Source organism: Micromonospora sp. NBC_00389, from assembly GCF_036059255.1.
GTDB lineage: Bacteria > Actinomycetota > Actinomycetes > Mycobacteriales > Micromonosporaceae > Micromonospora.
In genome coordinates, this window is record NZ_CP107947.1 from 802991 (window position 1) to 817905 (window position 14915).

At 71.8% G+C, this 14915-nt stretch carries 15 protein-coding genes; 8 read left to right on the plus strand and 7 right to left on the minus strand.

Annotated elements, in window-relative coordinates:
* The first annotated feature begins 47 nt into the window (after positions 1-47).
* From OG470_RS03815 to OG470_RS03825, 3 genes are read left to right on the plus strand one after another with little or no spacing between them, the layout of a single operon-like run.
* Positions 48-845, plus strand: coding sequence for a hypothetical protein (locus OG470_RS03815; RefSeq protein ID WP_328426121.1), 798 nt, complete (start codon positions 48-50; stop codon positions 843-845).
* Between the two features lie 44 nt (positions 846-889).
* Positions 890-1090, plus strand: coding sequence for a hypothetical protein (locus tag OG470_RS03820; protein ID WP_328420797.1), 201 nt, complete (start codon positions 890-892; stop codon positions 1088-1090).
* A complete protein-coding gene (locus tag OG470_RS03825) occupies positions 1090-1473 on the plus strand; it encodes a type II toxin-antitoxin system death-on-curing family toxin (RefSeq protein WP_328420799.1) in 384 nt (127 codons plus the stop codon). The genes OG470_RS03820 and OG470_RS03825 overlap by 1 nt, the downstream gene beginning before the upstream one ends.
* Before the next feature lie 60 nt (positions 1474-1533).
* Here the strand turns inward: OG470_RS03825 and OG470_RS03830 are convergent, their stop codons facing one another.
* Both OG470_RS03830 and OG470_RS03835 read right to left on the minus strand, forming a co-directional pair.
* Positions 1534-2217: a response regulator transcription factor gene (locus OG470_RS03830; RefSeq protein ID WP_328420801.1), complete on the minus strand. Its 684-nt coding sequence runs from the start codon at positions 2215-2217 to the stop codon at positions 1534-1536.
* A gap of 22 nt (positions 2218-2239) precedes the next feature.
* Complete coding sequence (locus OG470_RS03835; RefSeq protein WP_328420803.1) at positions 2240-3523, minus strand: sensor histidine kinase; 1284 nt, start codon at positions 3521-3523, stop codon at positions 2240-2242.
* A 203-nt stretch (positions 3524-3726) separates the two neighbouring features.
* On the opposite strand from OG470_RS03835, the gene phoU reads away from it, so the two are divergent.
* On the plus strand, positions 3727-4380 hold the full coding sequence (gene phoU, locus OG470_RS03840; RefSeq protein ID WP_328420805.1) for a phosphate signaling complex protein PhoU: 654 nt from the start codon (positions 3727-3729) through the stop codon (positions 4378-4380).
* Between the two features lie 49 nt (positions 4381-4429).
* On the opposite strand, the gene OG470_RS03845 is transcribed toward phoU, so the two are convergent.
* On the minus strand, positions 4430-5197 hold the full coding sequence (locus OG470_RS03845) for a phosphoglyceromutase (RefSeq protein WP_328420808.1): 768 nt from the start codon (positions 5195-5197) through the stop codon (positions 4430-4432).
* Positions 5198-5350: 153 nt separating this feature from the next.
* Between OG470_RS03845 and OG470_RS03850 the strand changes: the two genes are divergently transcribed.
* Together OG470_RS03850 and OG470_RS03855 are read left to right on the plus strand one after the other, a co-directional pair.
* Positions 5351-6640 (plus strand): MDR family MFS transporter, encoded by a 1290-nt coding sequence (locus tag OG470_RS03850; RefSeq protein WP_328420810.1) that lies wholly within the window; start codon positions 5351-5353, stop codon positions 6638-6640.
* Between the two features lie 117 nt (positions 6641-6757).
* Complete coding sequence (locus OG470_RS03855) at positions 6758-8050, plus strand: MFS transporter (protein WP_328420812.1); 1293 nt, start codon at positions 6758-6760, stop codon at positions 8048-8050.
* Positions 8051-8442: 392 nt separating this feature from the next.
* Here OG470_RS03855 and OG470_RS03860 read toward each other — a convergent pair whose 3' ends face one another.
* From OG470_RS03860 to mshA, 3 genes are all read right to left on the minus strand, one after another.
* Positions 8443-9132 (minus strand): hypothetical protein, encoded by a 690-nt coding sequence (locus OG470_RS03860; RefSeq protein WP_328426123.1) that lies wholly within the window; start codon positions 9130-9132, stop codon positions 8443-8445.
* 684 nt (positions 9133-9816) lie between these two features.
* On the minus strand, positions 9817-10338 hold the full coding sequence (locus tag OG470_RS03865) for a YbjN domain-containing protein (RefSeq protein ID WP_328420814.1): 522 nt from the start codon (positions 10336-10338) through the stop codon (positions 9817-9819).
* Between the two features lie 57 nt (positions 10339-10395).
* Positions 10396-11760 (minus strand): D-inositol-3-phosphate glycosyltransferase, encoded by a 1365-nt coding sequence (mshA, locus tag OG470_RS03870; RefSeq protein WP_328420816.1) that lies wholly within the window; start codon positions 11758-11760, stop codon positions 10396-10398.
* Positions 11761-11963: 203 nt separating this feature from the next.
* On the opposite strand from mshA, the gene OG470_RS03875 reads away from it, so the two are divergent.
* Together OG470_RS03875 and OG470_RS03880 are read left to right on the plus strand one after the other, a co-directional pair.
* Positions 11964-12731 (plus strand): SDR family oxidoreductase, encoded by a 768-nt coding sequence (locus OG470_RS03875; protein WP_328420818.1) that lies wholly within the window; start codon positions 11964-11966, stop codon positions 12729-12731.
* Between the two features lie 151 nt (positions 12732-12882).
* Positions 12883-13683: a class I SAM-dependent methyltransferase gene (locus tag OG470_RS03880; protein WP_328420819.1), complete on the plus strand. Its 801-nt coding sequence runs from the start codon at positions 12883-12885 to the stop codon at positions 13681-13683.
* 88 nt (positions 13684-13771) lie between these two features.
* Here OG470_RS03880 and OG470_RS03885 read toward each other — a convergent pair whose 3' ends face one another.
* The gene (locus OG470_RS03885; RefSeq protein WP_328420821.1) at positions 13772-14854 is read right to left on the minus strand and encodes a UDP-N-acetylmuramate dehydrogenase; all 1083 of its coding nucleotides are present in this window, start codon (positions 14852-14854) and stop codon (positions 13772-13774) included.
* Positions 14855-14915 lie beyond the last annotated feature (61 nt).

The window sequence follows — 14915 nt, forward strand, 5'->3', positions numbered from 1 at the left end:
CTCGGCGGCCCGCGGAGGTCACCGCGCGTACGCTGGGCCGGGTGACGATGGAGCTCCGCGTGGTGGTGGACGACCCGGGCGACCCGCGCAGCCGCGAGGTCCCACTGGACTTCCCCCGAGAGTGGATCGAGTTCGCCGACCCGGCGGACGAGAATCACCTGATCCGGGCGGACCTGACCTGGCTGCTCTCCCGCTGGACCTGCATCTTCGGCCAGGGCTGCCACGGCATCATCGCCGGCCGAGCCGCCGACGGCTGCTGCTCACACGGCGCGTTCTTCACGGACTCCGACGACGAGAAGCGGGTCCGCAACGCCGTCAAGCGGCTCACCCCGTCGACCTGGCAGCACTTCCGGCGCGGGTTCCGGAACTGGACCGACGAGGACACCATCGACGGCAAGACCCCGGCCCGCCGGACCGCCACCCAGGGCACCGAGGGGCCGTGCGTGTTCCTCAACGACGCCGACTTCGCTGGCGGGGGCGGCTGCGCGCTGCACGCCCAGGCGCTCCGCGACGGGGTGCACCCGCTGGAGTACAAGCCAGACGTCTGCTGGCAGCTGCCCATCCGGCGGGACCAGGACTGGGTCAAGCGGCCGGACAACACCAAGGTGCTGGTCTCCACGCTGTCGGAGTTCGACCGGCGGGGCTGGGGTGCCGGCGGACACGACCTGGACTGGTGGTGCACCTCCTCGACGGACGCGCACGTCGGCGCCGAGCCGATGTACCTCTCGTACTCCCCCGAGCTGACCGCGCTGATCGGCGCGGCCGCGTACGAGCGGCTGGCCGAGCTGTGCGCCGCCCGGACGAAGCAGGGCATGGTCGCCCCGCACCCCGCCGACGACATCTGACGAGTCAGCGTGATCTTGGTAGCACTCTTGCTACCATTCGAGGTATGGCCATGACGCTCCGGCTCGATGACGAACGTGAACAGCGACTCCGTCTTGTCGCGGAGGAAGAGACGCGGTCGATGCACGCCGTCGTCGTCACCGCCATTGACGACTACCTGGCACGGCGCAACGCCCGTCAGTTCGGCGAACTCGCAGACGAGATCATCGAGCGCCACTCCGCATTGCTCGCTCGCCTGGCGGAGTGATGACCGAGGTCCACTACCCCACGCTCACCGACATCGCCGGCATCGCCCGCAAGCTCGGCGTCGGGATCCGGGATGCCGGCCTCGTCGAATCGGCCGTGGCCCGCCCAAGGACAAGCGTGTTCGGCGAGGACGCCTACCCCGACCTGTGGACCAAGGCGGCGGCGTTGCTGCACTCGCTGGTCAACAACCACCCCTTCGTCGACGGCAACAAGCGGATCGGCTGGATCGTGGCCGTTGCCTTCCTGCTTCAGAACCGTGCCGTGACCGTGGCCCAGCTCGACGAAACCAACCAGGACGTCGCGTACGACCTGGTCATCAGCGTGGCGGAGAGCCGGGTGACCGAGGTCGGCGACATCGCGGCCGCCCTGCGCAAACTGTTCTGACCGATGCCGGAAACGCCGAAGGGGGCCCGCGCCGCGCGCGGGCCCCCTTCGGTACGCCGATCACGGCTCGAACTTGTAGCCCAGACCCCGAACGGTGACGATGAAGCGCGGCGCGGACGGCTCCGGCTCGATCTTGGAGCGCAGCCGCTTGACGTGCACGTCCAGCGTCTTGGTGTCACCGACGTAGTCGGCGCCCCAGACCCGGTCGATGAGCTGACCCCGGGTCAGCACCCGGCCGGCGTTGCGCAGCAGCAGCTCCAGCAGCTCGAACTCCTTGAGTGGCAGCTGCACCGCGCCACCCTCGACGGTCACCACGTGCCGCTCGATGTCCATCCGCACCGGCCCGGCGGCCAGCGTCGGGACACCCGCGTCGGCCACCTCGGGGCTCTGCCGGCGCAGCACCGCCCGGATCCGGGCCACCAACTCCCGGGGCGAGTACGGCTTGGTGACGTAGTCGTCGGCGCCGATCTCCAGCCCGACCACCTTGTCGATCTCGCTGTCCCGGGCGGTGACCATGATGATCGGCACGGCCGAGCGCTGCCGGAGCTGCCGGCAGACCTCGGTGCCCGACATCTCGGGCAACATCAGGTCGAGCAGCACGATGTCCGCGCCGGTCCGGTCGAACTCGGTGAGGGCGTCGGTGCCGGTCGCGGCGACCGAAACCTCGAAGCCCTCCTTACGGAGCATGTACGACAGGGCGTCGGAGAACGACTCCTCGTCCTCGACCACCAGAACGCGGCTCAACGGGGTGTTCCTTTCATTGCTGTCAGACCTGCCGTAGCTCGGCCGGACCGGCCTCGATCCCAGCCGGCGGCAGTGTCGCCAGCAGGTCGTCCGGTGGACTGGCGGGCAGCCGGAGGGTGAACGTCGATCCACCACCAAGAGTGCTCGACACCTCCACCCTTCCGCCATGGTTGCTCGCGATGTGTTTGACGATGGCCAATCCGAGCCCGGTGCCGCCGGTGGCACGCGAGCGGGCCTGGTCGGCCCGGTAGAACCGCTCGAAGACCCGGTCCACGTCCGTCGGGGCGATGCCGATGCCCTGGTCGGCGACGGCGATCTCGACGTGCTCGTCGTCACCGCGGGTGGTGATCCGCACCGTGGTGTCGTCGCCGGAGTAGTTGATGGCGTTCTCCACCAGGTTCGCCACCGCCGTGGCGAGCTGGGTGTCGCTGCCGTACACGGTGAGGCCGCGCTCGCCGGTCACCGTCACCTCGACGCCCCGGGCGGAGGCGGTGGTGCGGGTCCGGTCGACCACCTCGGCGATCACCCAGTCCAGCGCGACCGGCTCCGCTGGCGGCTGCGGCTCGGCGCCCTGCAACCGGGTCAGCTCCAGCAACTCCTGCACCAGCCGGCCCAGCCGGGTCGACTCGTGCTGGATCCGTTCGGCGAACCGGCGGGCGGCGACCAGGTCCTCGGAGAGGTCGGGCGTCGCGGCGTCGGCCGGCTCGGTGGCGTCCAGCAAGGCCTCGGCGAGCAGTTGGAGCGCCCCGATCGGGGTCTTGAGCTCGTGACTCACGTTGGCCACGAAGTCGCGTCGCACCCGGGCCAGCCGGTGCGACTCCGTCACGTCGACCGCTTCCACCGCGATGAAGCCGTTGCCGAGACCCATCGCCCGCAGGTGCACGCCGAGCGGGTTCTCCCCCGCGCTGTCGCGACCCCGGGGCAGGTCCAGCTCGATCTCGCGCCGCACCCCGGTGCGCCGCACCTGGCCAGCGAGAGTACGGATCAACGGGTGCGCGGCGATCGACCCTGCGGTACTGCCGGTACGCAGCAGACCCATCGCGCGGGCGGCCGGGTTGATCAGCACGGGCACGTCGTTGTCATCCAGCACCACGACACCGGCCCGGAGCGAGTCGATCGTCCGGCGGCCGAGCCCGGCCTGTTGCTCGTCGACTATCGCGGGCCTCCCCCTGCTCCAGCGGGAGCTCGCGCTCCCCGTCGACGTGGAGAGGCCGTCCCGCGTCCGCAGGAACCGGGGCAGCAGGAAACCGGCGGCCAACCCGGCCACCAACGCCACGGCCACCACGACCGCCACCACCCACTCCACCCGGCGATCGTAGGGTCATTGTTAACCTGGCTACCACACAGACCAGGACGAACCACCCTCACTTTCGCGAATGTTCACCCCTGCGTCCGGTGCCGTTCACCGGGGTTCATCCGGGGTCCGTCCGCGCCACCTACCGTTGGCGTCGCACCTGCTCAACCCCTGCGCCGACACCCGTCGGCGGCGACCGACCACAGGACGTGATGATGCGCGACGAGTTCCGGGCCGACCTCCAGATCGTCAGCCAACTGCTGGTGGACATGGCGGAGGGCGTCCGCGCCGCCATGCGCCAGGCCACCCGGGCCCTGCTCACCGCCGACCGGCAGGCCGCCGAGACGGTCATCGAGCGGGACGCCGAGATCGACGACCTCTACCGGCATGTGGAGGAGCGGGTCTGTGACCTGCTCGCCAGGCAGGCGCCGGTCGCCTCCGACCTGCGCGCCATGATCACCGCACTGCACGTGGCGGCCGACCTGGAGCGGATGGGCGACCTCGCCGACCACGTGGCGAAGACCGCGCTGCGCCGGCACCCCTCGCCCGCCGTACCGGCCGAGCTGCGGACGATCTTCACCGAGATGGCCGAGATCGCCGACCGGATGGCCGTGAAGATCGGCTCGGTGCTGGCGAAGCCCGACGCCGACCTGGCCGGCGAACTGGACCGCGACGACGACGCGATGGACGAGCTGCACAAGAACCTGTTCGCGGTGCTGCTCGGCGACGACTGGCCGTACGGGGTGGAGACCGCGATCGACGCCACCCTGCTGGGCCGCTTCTACGAGCGCTTCGCCGACCACGCGGTCAACGCCGGTGAGCACGTGGTCTACCTGATCACCGGGCAGACCTCGCCCACGGCGAGCTGATCCACGTACGGCGAAGGCCCCCGGGTTCCCGGGGGCCTTCGTCGTAGGCTCAGCGGCCCTGGTTGGCCACCGCGGCGGCGGCCGCCTTGGCGGCGTTCGGGTCGAGGTACGTGCCACCCAGGGTGAGCGGGCGCAGCTGCGGGTCGAGGTCGTAGCGCAGCGGGATGCCGGTCGGGATGTTCAGCTTGGCGATCGCCTCGTCGGAGATCTGGTCGAGGTGCTTGACCAGGGCGCGCAGCGAGTTGCCGTGCGCGGCCACCAGCACCGTCCGGCCGGCCAGGACGTCCGGCACGATCGAGTCGTACCAGTACGGCAGCATCCGGTCGACGACGTCCTTGAGGCACTCGGTGCGCGGCATCAGCTCGGTCGGCAGCAGCGCGTACCGCGGGTCGCCCACCTGCGACCACTCGTCGTCGTCCGCGATCGGCGGCGGCGGGGTGTCGTACGACCGGCGCCAGAGCATGAACTGCTCCTCGCCGTACTCCTCCAGGGTCTGCTTCTTGTTCTTGCCCTGCAGGGCGCCATAGTGCCGCTCGTTGAGCCGCCACGACCGGCGCACCGCGATCCAGTGCCGGTCGGCGGCGTTCAGCGCCAGCTCGGCGGTGCGGATCGCCCGGCGCATCACGCTGGTGTGCACGACGTCCGGCAGCAGACTGTGCTCGCGCATCAGCTCGCCGCCGCGCCGCGCCTCATCCTCGCCCTTCTCGGTCAGGTCGACGTCCACCCAGCCGGTGAAGAGGTTCTTGGCATTCCAGTCGCTCTCACCGTGCCGCAGCAGGACCAGCGTCCCGACGGTGGGCCCCTCGCTCGCAGTCATGCGGATCATCCTGCCCCACCCGGGGACGTGACACGCGGGCACCCGTAGTGACGACCACCACGTGAAAAAGCGGGTGACCTGCGGATCCGCCCAGCACTAGGGTTGTAAGGCGCTGTAGTCACATCGGTCATTACTTGCAAGCGGGGGAACCACGTGCGGACGATGCGGAGCTGGTTCCGGGACACCACCGGCGGCCTGCCCACCACTTTCTGGTACCTGTGGAGCGGCACCCTGATCAACCGGCTCGGCTCGTTCGTGCTCGTCTTCCTCGCCATCTACCTGACCCAGGAACGCGGCTTCTCCGCGTCCCAGGCCGGCCTGGTGCTCGGCCTGTGGGGCGTCGGCGGCGCGATCGGCACCACCGCCGGCGGCACCCTGGCCGACCGGTGGGGACGGCGACCCACATTGCTCACCGCGCACGTGGGCGCGGCCGCCATGATGCTGGGCCTCGGGCTGGCCCGGGACCTCTGGGCGGTGGCGCTGGGTGCGCTGCTGCTCGGCATGTTCGCCGAGGCGGCCCGGCCCGCGTTCGGTGCCATGATGATCGACGTGGTGCCGGCGAAGGACCGCCTGCGCGCCTTCTCGCTCAACTACTGGGCCATCAACCTGGGCTTCGCCTGCGCCGCCATCCTCGCCGGCCTCGCCGCGCAGGCGAACTACCTGCTGCTGTTCGTGGTAGACGCGGCCACCATGCTGATCACCGCGCTGATCATCTTCGTGAAGGTGCCGGAGACCCAGCAGACCGGACGTACCGTCACCCCCGCGGCCACCGCCCAACGCGGCGCACTGCGCACCATCCTCAACGACCGGGTCTACCTCGGCTTCGTGGCGCTGAACCTGTTCGCCGCGCTGGTCTTCCTCCAGCACATCTCGATGCTGCCCATCGCCATGGGCGACGACGGTCTCAGCCCGGCCACCTACGGCTCGGTGATCGCGCTCAACGGCGTCCTGATCGTGGTCGGCCAACTCTTCGTGCCCCGACTGATCCGGGGCCGAAGCCGCTCGCACGTGCTCGCGCTGGCCGCCGTGGTGATGGGTGTCGGGTTCGGGCTGACCGCGTTCGCCGGCACCCCCTGGTTCTACGGGCTGACCGTGCTGATCTGGACGGTCGGCGAGATGCTGAACTCACCGTCCAACTCCACCCTGATCGCCGAGCTGTCCCCGGCCGAGCTACGTGGCCGGTACCAGGGCGTCTTCTCCCTCTCCTGGCAGATCGCCGGGGCCTGCGCGCCGATCCTCGGCGGCCTGGTACGCGAGCACGCCGGCAACGACACGCTCTGGTTCGGCTGCGCCGCGATCGGCGTCCTGACCGCGGTGGCCCACCTGGTGTCCGGCCCGGCGCGCGAGCGCCGCGCCACCGCGCTGCGTCGCTCCGGCGAGGCGCTGGCACCGGTTGAGAACCCCCGGCCGCCGGCTTCGCAGCCCGCCGAGGCTGCCGTCTGACGGTGGCCCCATCGCTGTGACGAAGGGCCCATGATCAGGAAATCGACTAGCGGGACCGGGCCCGAGTTCCTACCGTGCAGGAGAAACGGTTAGGAAACTGAACTGTCGGGAGGTCGGGTGCACACCCTGCGGCGCTGGTGGCACGACACCGCAGGTGGGCTCCCCGCCACCTTCTGGTACCTCTGGGCCGGCCTGCTCATCAACCGAGCCGGCGCGTTCGCCATGCTCTTCCTGTCGCTGTACCTCACCGATGCGCGGGGGGCCAGCGAGGCGCTGGCCGGCACGGTGGTCGGCGCGTACGGGGCCGGTGGGGCGGCCGGCGTCCTGCTCGGCGGAGTGCTGGCCGACCGGTGGGGTCGCCGAGCCACCCTGCTCGCCGCGCACCTGGCCACCGCCGGCCTGATGGTGGCACTGGCCTTCAGCCGACCCCTGGTGCTGATCGCGGCGCTCTCCGCGCTGGTCGGCGTGGTGCACTCGATGCCGAGCCCGGCCTTCGTCGCGGCGATCGTCGACGTGGTGCCCGCGCAGCGTCGCTCGCGCGCGTTCAACCTCCAGTTCTGGGCGTTCAACCTGGGCATGGCGGTCGCCTCGCTGCTCGCCGGCGTGCTGGCCGAGGCGAGCTTCACCGCGCTGTTCCTGGTGGACGCGGGCGCCACCCTGGCCGCCGCCGGCGTGATCGCCTGGAAGGTGCCGGAGACGCTTCGACGCACCGCACCGACGGCTGACCTCCCGCCGCCCACCCCATCGGCGCCGGGGGCGAGCCGGGTTCGGCAGCCGGGCCTGCACACCGCACTCACCGACCGGACCTTCCTGATCTTCGTCGGGCTCACCTTCGTGCTGGCCGTACTCACCCTGCAGACCTCGACGATCATGCCGCTGGCCATGCGCGCAGACGGCCTGGGCCCGTCGGCGTACGGGCTGGTGGTGGCGCTCGGCGGAGCGCTGATCGTGATCGGCCAGTTGTTCGTGCCCCGGCTGATCGACCGGCATCGCAAGGCCGTCGTGCTGGCGGCCTCGACCGCCCTGCTCGCGCTCGGCTTCGGCGTGCTCGCCGTCGCCGACGAACTGGCCGTTTACCTGGGCGCCGCGGTGGTCTGGACGGTCGGCTCGATGCTCGCCGCCCCGCCCAACGCGCAGATCAACGCGGATCTGGCGCCGCCGCAGCTGCGCGCGCGGTACCAGTCGGTCTTCTACCTGACGTTCCCGGCCGCGGCGTTCGTCGCACCCACGCTCGGCGGGGTGAGCCTGCAATACCTCGGCGACCGACACTGGCTGATCGTCGGCGGGCTCGGCCTGCTGGCCGCGCTCGGCCACCTGCTGGCCGGACCGCCCCGGGAGCGGCACGTCGCCGCGCTGCGCCGGGCCGACCGGGAGCCGACACCGCCCGCGGACCGCGTGCCGACCGCGTGACCGACCCACCCCGCCCACGGGGTACGACAGACGCAAAGCGCCCACCACGGCCCGAAGGTCGTGGTGGGCGCCCGCCGGCGGGGCCGGCGGCGGCGGGCAACACTCACCCCCGTAAGCATCGCCCGCTCACGCCGCCGGTCCAAACAGGTGGGCACCGTCCCCCAACGGTTGATCCACCCGTCCCCTCGCGTCTCGCTCGGTGCACGGATCTGATCGATCCGCCGCTCCCCCGAACGTTTCCAAGCGTGACGCGGTGCAATAAAGCTAGTTCGCCCGGATTCTGGATTCAACCCAGATCGGCTGTCTCGCCGATCACAACTCGCGAGTATCCGCTGCTCGGGCCTCGGTCTTTGGTAACAGCCGCATACCCGTCGCGCATTCCCGCAAACACCTCAACCGTCCTCTCGATCCGGTGATTCCGTCCGGAAGAAGTTGCTCTGCCGACCGTCGCGCATCTGCTCCTGATAAATCAGGTTCAGTCGCCGCAGGTCGAAAGTGTGGAACCACGCATCCCAGGTGATCTCGCGGATCCGGCTGCTCTCCCGGTAACCGGGGATGTTGAAGGTCAAAACCCCCGCCCGGCCGTCCCGCTCGGTGCCGGCGATGGTCGCCGGCTTCGCCCCGCGTTCCCGGGCCCAGCGCATGATCACCTCGTGGTTCGCCGTGATCAGGCTCCGTCCCGGGCGCTCCGGCCGGTCCGCGATCGACGAGATCACCTGCGAGCTGCGAACCGATCGCCCGGTGCTCCGCCCTACCCGGATCCCACCCGCCGTCGTACCACCGCCGGCCGGCCGGCTCGGCGCAGCGCGCTTCGCGGGCGCCGCCCGCTTCGCCGCCGGTCGCGCCGGGGCCTTCTTCGCCGGGGCCTTCTTCGCGGGCGCGGTGCGGGCCGTAGTCGTCTTACGCGCGGCCGCCGTCTTGCGCGCCGGCGCGGTCTTGCGGGCGGCCGCCGTCTTACGTGCCGGCGTCGTCTTGCGGGCAGCCGTCGTCTTGCGGGCGGCCGCGGTCTTACGGGCGGTCGTCGTCTTGCGCGCGGGTGCAGTCTTGCGCGCGGCGGCCGTCGTCTTGCGGGCGGGCGCGATCTTGCGGGCGGTCGTCGACTTCGCCGCTGCCGTCGTCTTCTTCGCGGCGGCTGCCTTCTTCGCCGCCGTTGTCTTCTTCGCGGCGGTCGTCTTTTTTGCCGCCGCCGTCTTTCGCACGGCGGCCGTTTTCGTCGCGGCGGCCCGCTTCGCGGGGGCGCTCTTGTTCGCCGGCGCGGCCTTCGCGCGGCTCGGCACCGCCCTGGCCGCCGACTTCTTCGTCGCGGCGGCACGGCCCGCCGACGCCCTGGTGCCGGTGGCCCGGCCGGCCGGGCCGGTACTGCGCCGGCCGGCCCCGCCACGCTCGGCCCGCAACGAGCGCACCAACTGTTTCACCAGGTCGGGCTTGCGCAGTGCGGAGATCCCGGAGACCCCGCGTTTGCGCAGCTGCCCGCGGATGTCGTCCACCCGCATCCGGGAGATCTCCGACTCGGAGATCCCCGGTGTGTTCGGCGTCTGGTTGCCAGCCTGTCGTTTGGTAGTGGTCGCAGTCCCGCCGCGACCTGAGCTGTTCCGCTGAGCCATGGGACGCTCACGCTCCTCGACACTCCGTCCTCGGCGCGCGGGGGTCCCTGTGCCGCACCGCGCGGTGCGGCATACCCGTCAGGAGCGGTCCGAACCACCAGCCGGCAGACAGTCGGGTCGGACCGGTCAGGACAGACGGTCAGGCGGGGTCTGGGCCCACCGTCAGGCGGGGTCGGGGTCGGGGCCGGTGCCGGACGGCTCGAAGAGGTGGGCGAACGCGGCCAGGTTGGCCGTCGACTCACCGCGCTTGACCCGCCACTCGTACTCCCGACGGATGGAGCTGCCGAAGCCGATCTCCAACATGGTGTCGAAGGACTCGTCGGCGTACGTGAGCACCGCGCCGAGCAGCCGGTCCAGCTCGTCGGCGTCCACCCCGGCCGGGTTGACCCGCCCGGTCAGGTACACGTCGCCGACCGCGTCCGTGGAGAAGGAGACCCCGTACATCCGTGCGTTGCGCTGCAACAGCCAGGCCCACAGCTCCTCGCGCCGCTCGTCCGGCTGACGCATCACGAACGCCTCGACGCGTAGCGCATGCTCGCCGACGATCAGGTTGCAGACCGTCTTGAGCTTGTGGGTGCCCGGCAGGGTCACCGCGTACGAACCCGACCCGGTCGACTCCCAGGCCAGGTCCCGCTCGGCACAGACGGACTCGATCAGGGTCGCAAGATCGCTCTTCGGGCTCACCGGACCCACTCTACGACCGACCCCGCCGGTGTACCCGACGGCGACCGGTAGCCCCGGTCACCAGGAGCAGGAGAGCGCGGGATCGCCCGCCAGGTCGGCGGCGAGGCGGGCGCGGTGCGCCGTGATCGCCTCGCCGTAGACGGCGAGAAGGCCGGCGACCGTACGGTCCCAGGAGAAATGGCGGGCGTGCTGCTCGGCGCCTCGGGACAGCTCCGCCCGCCAGGCCTGATCCGGCAGCAGGCGGGCCAGCGCGACCGCCCAGTCCGCCGGGTCGTGCCCGTCGATCAGCACCCCGCTCACCTGGTCCCGCACGGCGGTGACCAGCCCGCCGACGGCGGCGGCCAGCACGGGCGTACCGCAGGCCTGCGCCTCCAGGGCGACCAGCCCGAAGGACTCGTTGTGCGACGGCACCGCGACCAGGTCGGCGGCCCGGTACAGGGCGGGCAGGTCGTCCCCGGTCTGCGGTGGCAGGAAGCGCACCCGGTCGGTGACCCCCAGGGTGGCGGCCAGCTCGATCAGCGCGGTGGGCCGGTCCAGCCCGCTGCCGCTGGGGCCGCCGCAGATCGCCACGGTCACCTCGTCGGCCAGGGCCGGGTCACGCTCCCGCAGCGCGGCGACCGCGCGGATCAGCACGTCGGGGGCCTTGAGCGGCTGGATCCGGCCGACGAAGGCCACCACGTACCCGTCGACCGGAAGCCCCAGCCGGCGGCGGGCCGCCCGGGTGGCCGCGGACCGGTCGCCCGGCGCGGGCCGGAACCGCTCCAGGTCGACGCCCGGCGGGACGACGGCGACCTGGGTCGGGTCGGCGTCGTACCGCTCGACGAGGTCGCGGGCCTCCACCCGGGTGTTGGCGACCAGGCGGTTCGCCTCGGCGACCACCTGCTCCTCGCCGATCACCCGGGCCTTTGGTTCCGGCCGGTCGCCGGCTGCGAGCTGGGCGTTCTTGACCTTCGCCAGGGTGTGCGCGGTGTGCACCAGCGGCACCCCCCAGCGCTCCTTGGCCAGCCAGCCGACCTGGCCCGAGAGCCAGTAGTGGGAGTGGATCAGGTCGTAGTGCCCGGGCGGGCGGGACGCCTCGGCCCGCAGCACCCCGGCCGTGAAGGCGCAGAGCTGGCCGGGCAGCTCCTCCTTGGTGAGCCCCTCCAGCGGGCCGGAGGTGATGTGCCGGACCTGCACGCCGGGGGCCATCTCGACCACCGGGGGCAGGTCGCCGGAGGTGGCCCGGGTGAAGATCTCCACCTCGACGTTGGCCTCGGCGAGCCGCCGGGCGACCTCGAGGATGTAGACGTTCATTCCGCCAGCGTCGCCCGTGCCGGGCTGGTGCAGCGGGGAGGTGTGTACGGACAGGGTCGCGATACGACGGGGCCGGGGCCACGGTTGCGTACCGCGCTGACGACCGACACCGGTGTGCAGTTCCGCCACGTCCGCTCCTCTTGTCACGGTTAATGCCGTCGCACGACCGGCGCTTCTCGCTCAACCTGTACGCCGGATGTCATCTTCCCCATCGGGCTACGGAAATTCCCCGGCGGTCCCCCGGGGGTGACGGACCTCATCTCCGTGCCCGCCTGCGGCGACCCCCCACGCCCGCCCGGAGCGGGTCGGATCGGCGGGGTGACAATGACGGGATGACCTCTGTCGCCATCGTCACCGGAGCGTCCAGCGGGATCGGCGCGGCCACCGCCCGCCGGCTCGCCGCCGAGGGTTTCCACGTGCTCGCCGCCGCCCGCCGCCCCGACCGGCTCGCCGACCTGGTCGCCGAGATCACCGCCGCCGGCGGAAAGGCCACCGCGGTGACCTGCGACATCACCTCGGACGAGTCGGTGGCCGGGCTGGCCGAGGCCGCCGCACGGGCATCCGGGCCGGTGACCCTGCTGGTCAACAACGCTGGCGGCGCGCGCGGCCTGGAGCCGGTGGAGTCCGGGTCGGTCGCCGACTGGCAGTGGATGTACGACGTCAACGTGCTCGGCACGCTACGGGTGACCCAGGCGCTGCTGCCGGCACTGGAGGCGTCGGGCGCCGGCACCATCGTGGTGGTCTCGTCCACCGCCGGCCTGACCGTGTACGAGGGCGGGGGCGGCTACACCGCCGCGAAGCACGCGCAGACCGCCATCGCCGGCACGCTCCGGCTGGAACTGTGCGGTCGGCCGCTGCGAGTGATCGAGATCGATCCGGGCATGGTGAAGACCGACGAGTTCGGCCTGGTCCGTTTCGGCGGCGACGCGGAGCGAGCCGCCGCCGTCTACGCCGGGGTGCCCGGGCCGCTGGTCGCCGAGGACGTGGCCGACTGCATCGCCTGGTGCGCCACCCGCCCGGAGCACGTCAACGTGGACCGGCTGGTGGTCCGGCCGCGGGCGCAGGCTGCCCAGCACAAGGTGCACCGCGTCGGCCAGTGAAGCGCGAGGAGTGAGCCGGGCCTGCGAGCCCCGCAGTCGCGAACACGGGGATCGCAGTGAAGCGCGAGGAGTGAGCCGGGCCTGCGAGCCCCGCAGTCGCGAACGGGGTCGGCAGTGAAGCGCGAGGAGTGAGCCGGGGCGGGAGGTCGGGATGAGCGGAGCGGCGCGACGCCGGCCGCTCGGCGTGGTCACCCGGGGCACGACCAACCCGAACCGGCTCCGCCGGGTGGACAACTGGATCGTCGCCACCTGCGCCGACCGACTGCGGGCGGCGGCCGACCCCCTGGTGGTCGATCTCGGCTACGGCGCCACCCCGGTGACCGCGGTGGAGCTGCGGGCCCGGCTGGCCGCCGGGGTCCGTCCGGACGTACGACTGGTAGGGCTGGAGATCGATCCGGCCCGGGTGGCCGCCGCGGCACCGGCCGCCGACCCGCCCGGCCTGACCTTCGCTCGCGGCGGGTTCGAGCTGGCCGGGCTCCGGCCGGTGCTGGTGCGAGCGTTCAACGTGCTGCGCCAGTACGACGAGAGCGAGGTGCCCGAGGCCTGGCGGACGATGACCGCCGCGCTCGCCCCGGGCGGGGCGCTCATCGAGGGCACCTGCGACGAGTTGGGCCGGCTCGCCAGCTGGCTGCTGATCGACTCTGACGGCCCCCGGACGCTGACCCTGGCCGCGAAGCTCGTCACGTTGGGCAGCCCCGCCGAGCTGGCCGAGCGGTTGCCGAAGGCACTGATCCACCGCAACGTCCCCGGTGAACCGGTGCACGATCTGATCCGGGCGTTGGACGACGCCTGGCAGGCCGCCGCCCCGTACGCCCCCTTCGGCCCCCGCCAGCGCTGGCTACGAGCCGTAACCCAGCTCAAGAGCGCCGACTGGCCCATCCTCGACGGCCCGCACCGCTGGCGCCAGGGCGAACTGACCCTCCCCTGGCCCACCATCGCCCCCCGAACCTGATCTCGGTCCCCGCACTTTCGCCGCTTTTGCACCCTCAAGGCCGGTTTGCCCCGTCAGTAAGTGCGAAACCGGCGCTGCCGGAGCGGGATCACACCGTGCAGTTGATGAGGACGGGTTCCGGGTGGAGGGTTACGCCGAAGCGGGTGTGCACCGTGTCGCGGATGTCGCGGGCCAGGGCGATCAGGTCGGCAGTGTGAGCTGTGCCGGTGCGGTTGGTGAGTGCCAGCGTGTGCTTGCTGGAGATGGCCACCCCGTCCGGGCCCGGGTGGCCCTTGACGAAGCCGGCCTTGTCGATCAGCCAGGCAGCGCTCACCTTGACCGTGTCGTCGGCCCCGGGCCAGTGGGGCGGCTCGCCCAGCTCGACGGCGCGCTCCCGGAGCAGCTCGTACGTCGCCCGGTCGAGCACCGGGTTGGTGAAGAAGGAGCCGACCGAGCGAGTGTCGGGGTCGGTGGCGTCAAGCACCATGCCCTTACCGGCGCGTAGCCGCAGCACGGCCGCCCGGGCGTCCGCCAGCGGCACCCGCTCGCCCACCTCGACTCCGAGCGCCCGGCCCAGCTCGGCGTAGCGCACCGGGCCGGAGAGTGGGGACCGGGCGAGCCGGAAGTCGACGGAGAGCACCACCCAGCGGTCCCGGTACTTGAAGATGCTGCCCCGGTAGGCGAACCCGCAGTCGGCGGCGGGGATGAACTGACGGGTGCCCTCGACCCGGTCGTACACCTCGACTCCGGTGATGGTCTCGGCGACCTCCTGGCCGTACGCGCCGACGTTCTGGATCGGGGTGGCACCGGTTGAGCCGGGGATGCCGGAGAGGCACTCCACGCCGGCCCAGCCGTTGGCCACCGTGGCGGCGACCAGGTCGTCCCACGGCTCGCCGGCCTCGACCCGTACGGTGACCGACCCGGCGTCCTCGGCGACGACCCGCAGGCCACCGGAGCGCACCAGGACGACCGTGCCGGGGAAGCCGGCGTCGCCGATCACCACGTTGCTGCCGCCCGCGAGGATCAGGACCGGCTCGTCCGCAGCCTGCACGGCCCGGATGATCTCGTCGGCACTGCCTGCGGCCACGATGCGCCCGGCCGGCCCGCCCATCCGCAGCGTGGTGTAGCTGGCCAGTGGACCAGGGATGGCACGATCGGCTTCGGTTGTCGACTGGGCGTAGGCGTCTGACACGTCTTTCACCTTAGGCTGAGGGGTAGCCGCGGCACCCACTGGTGGCCCGGCACCCCCGGGA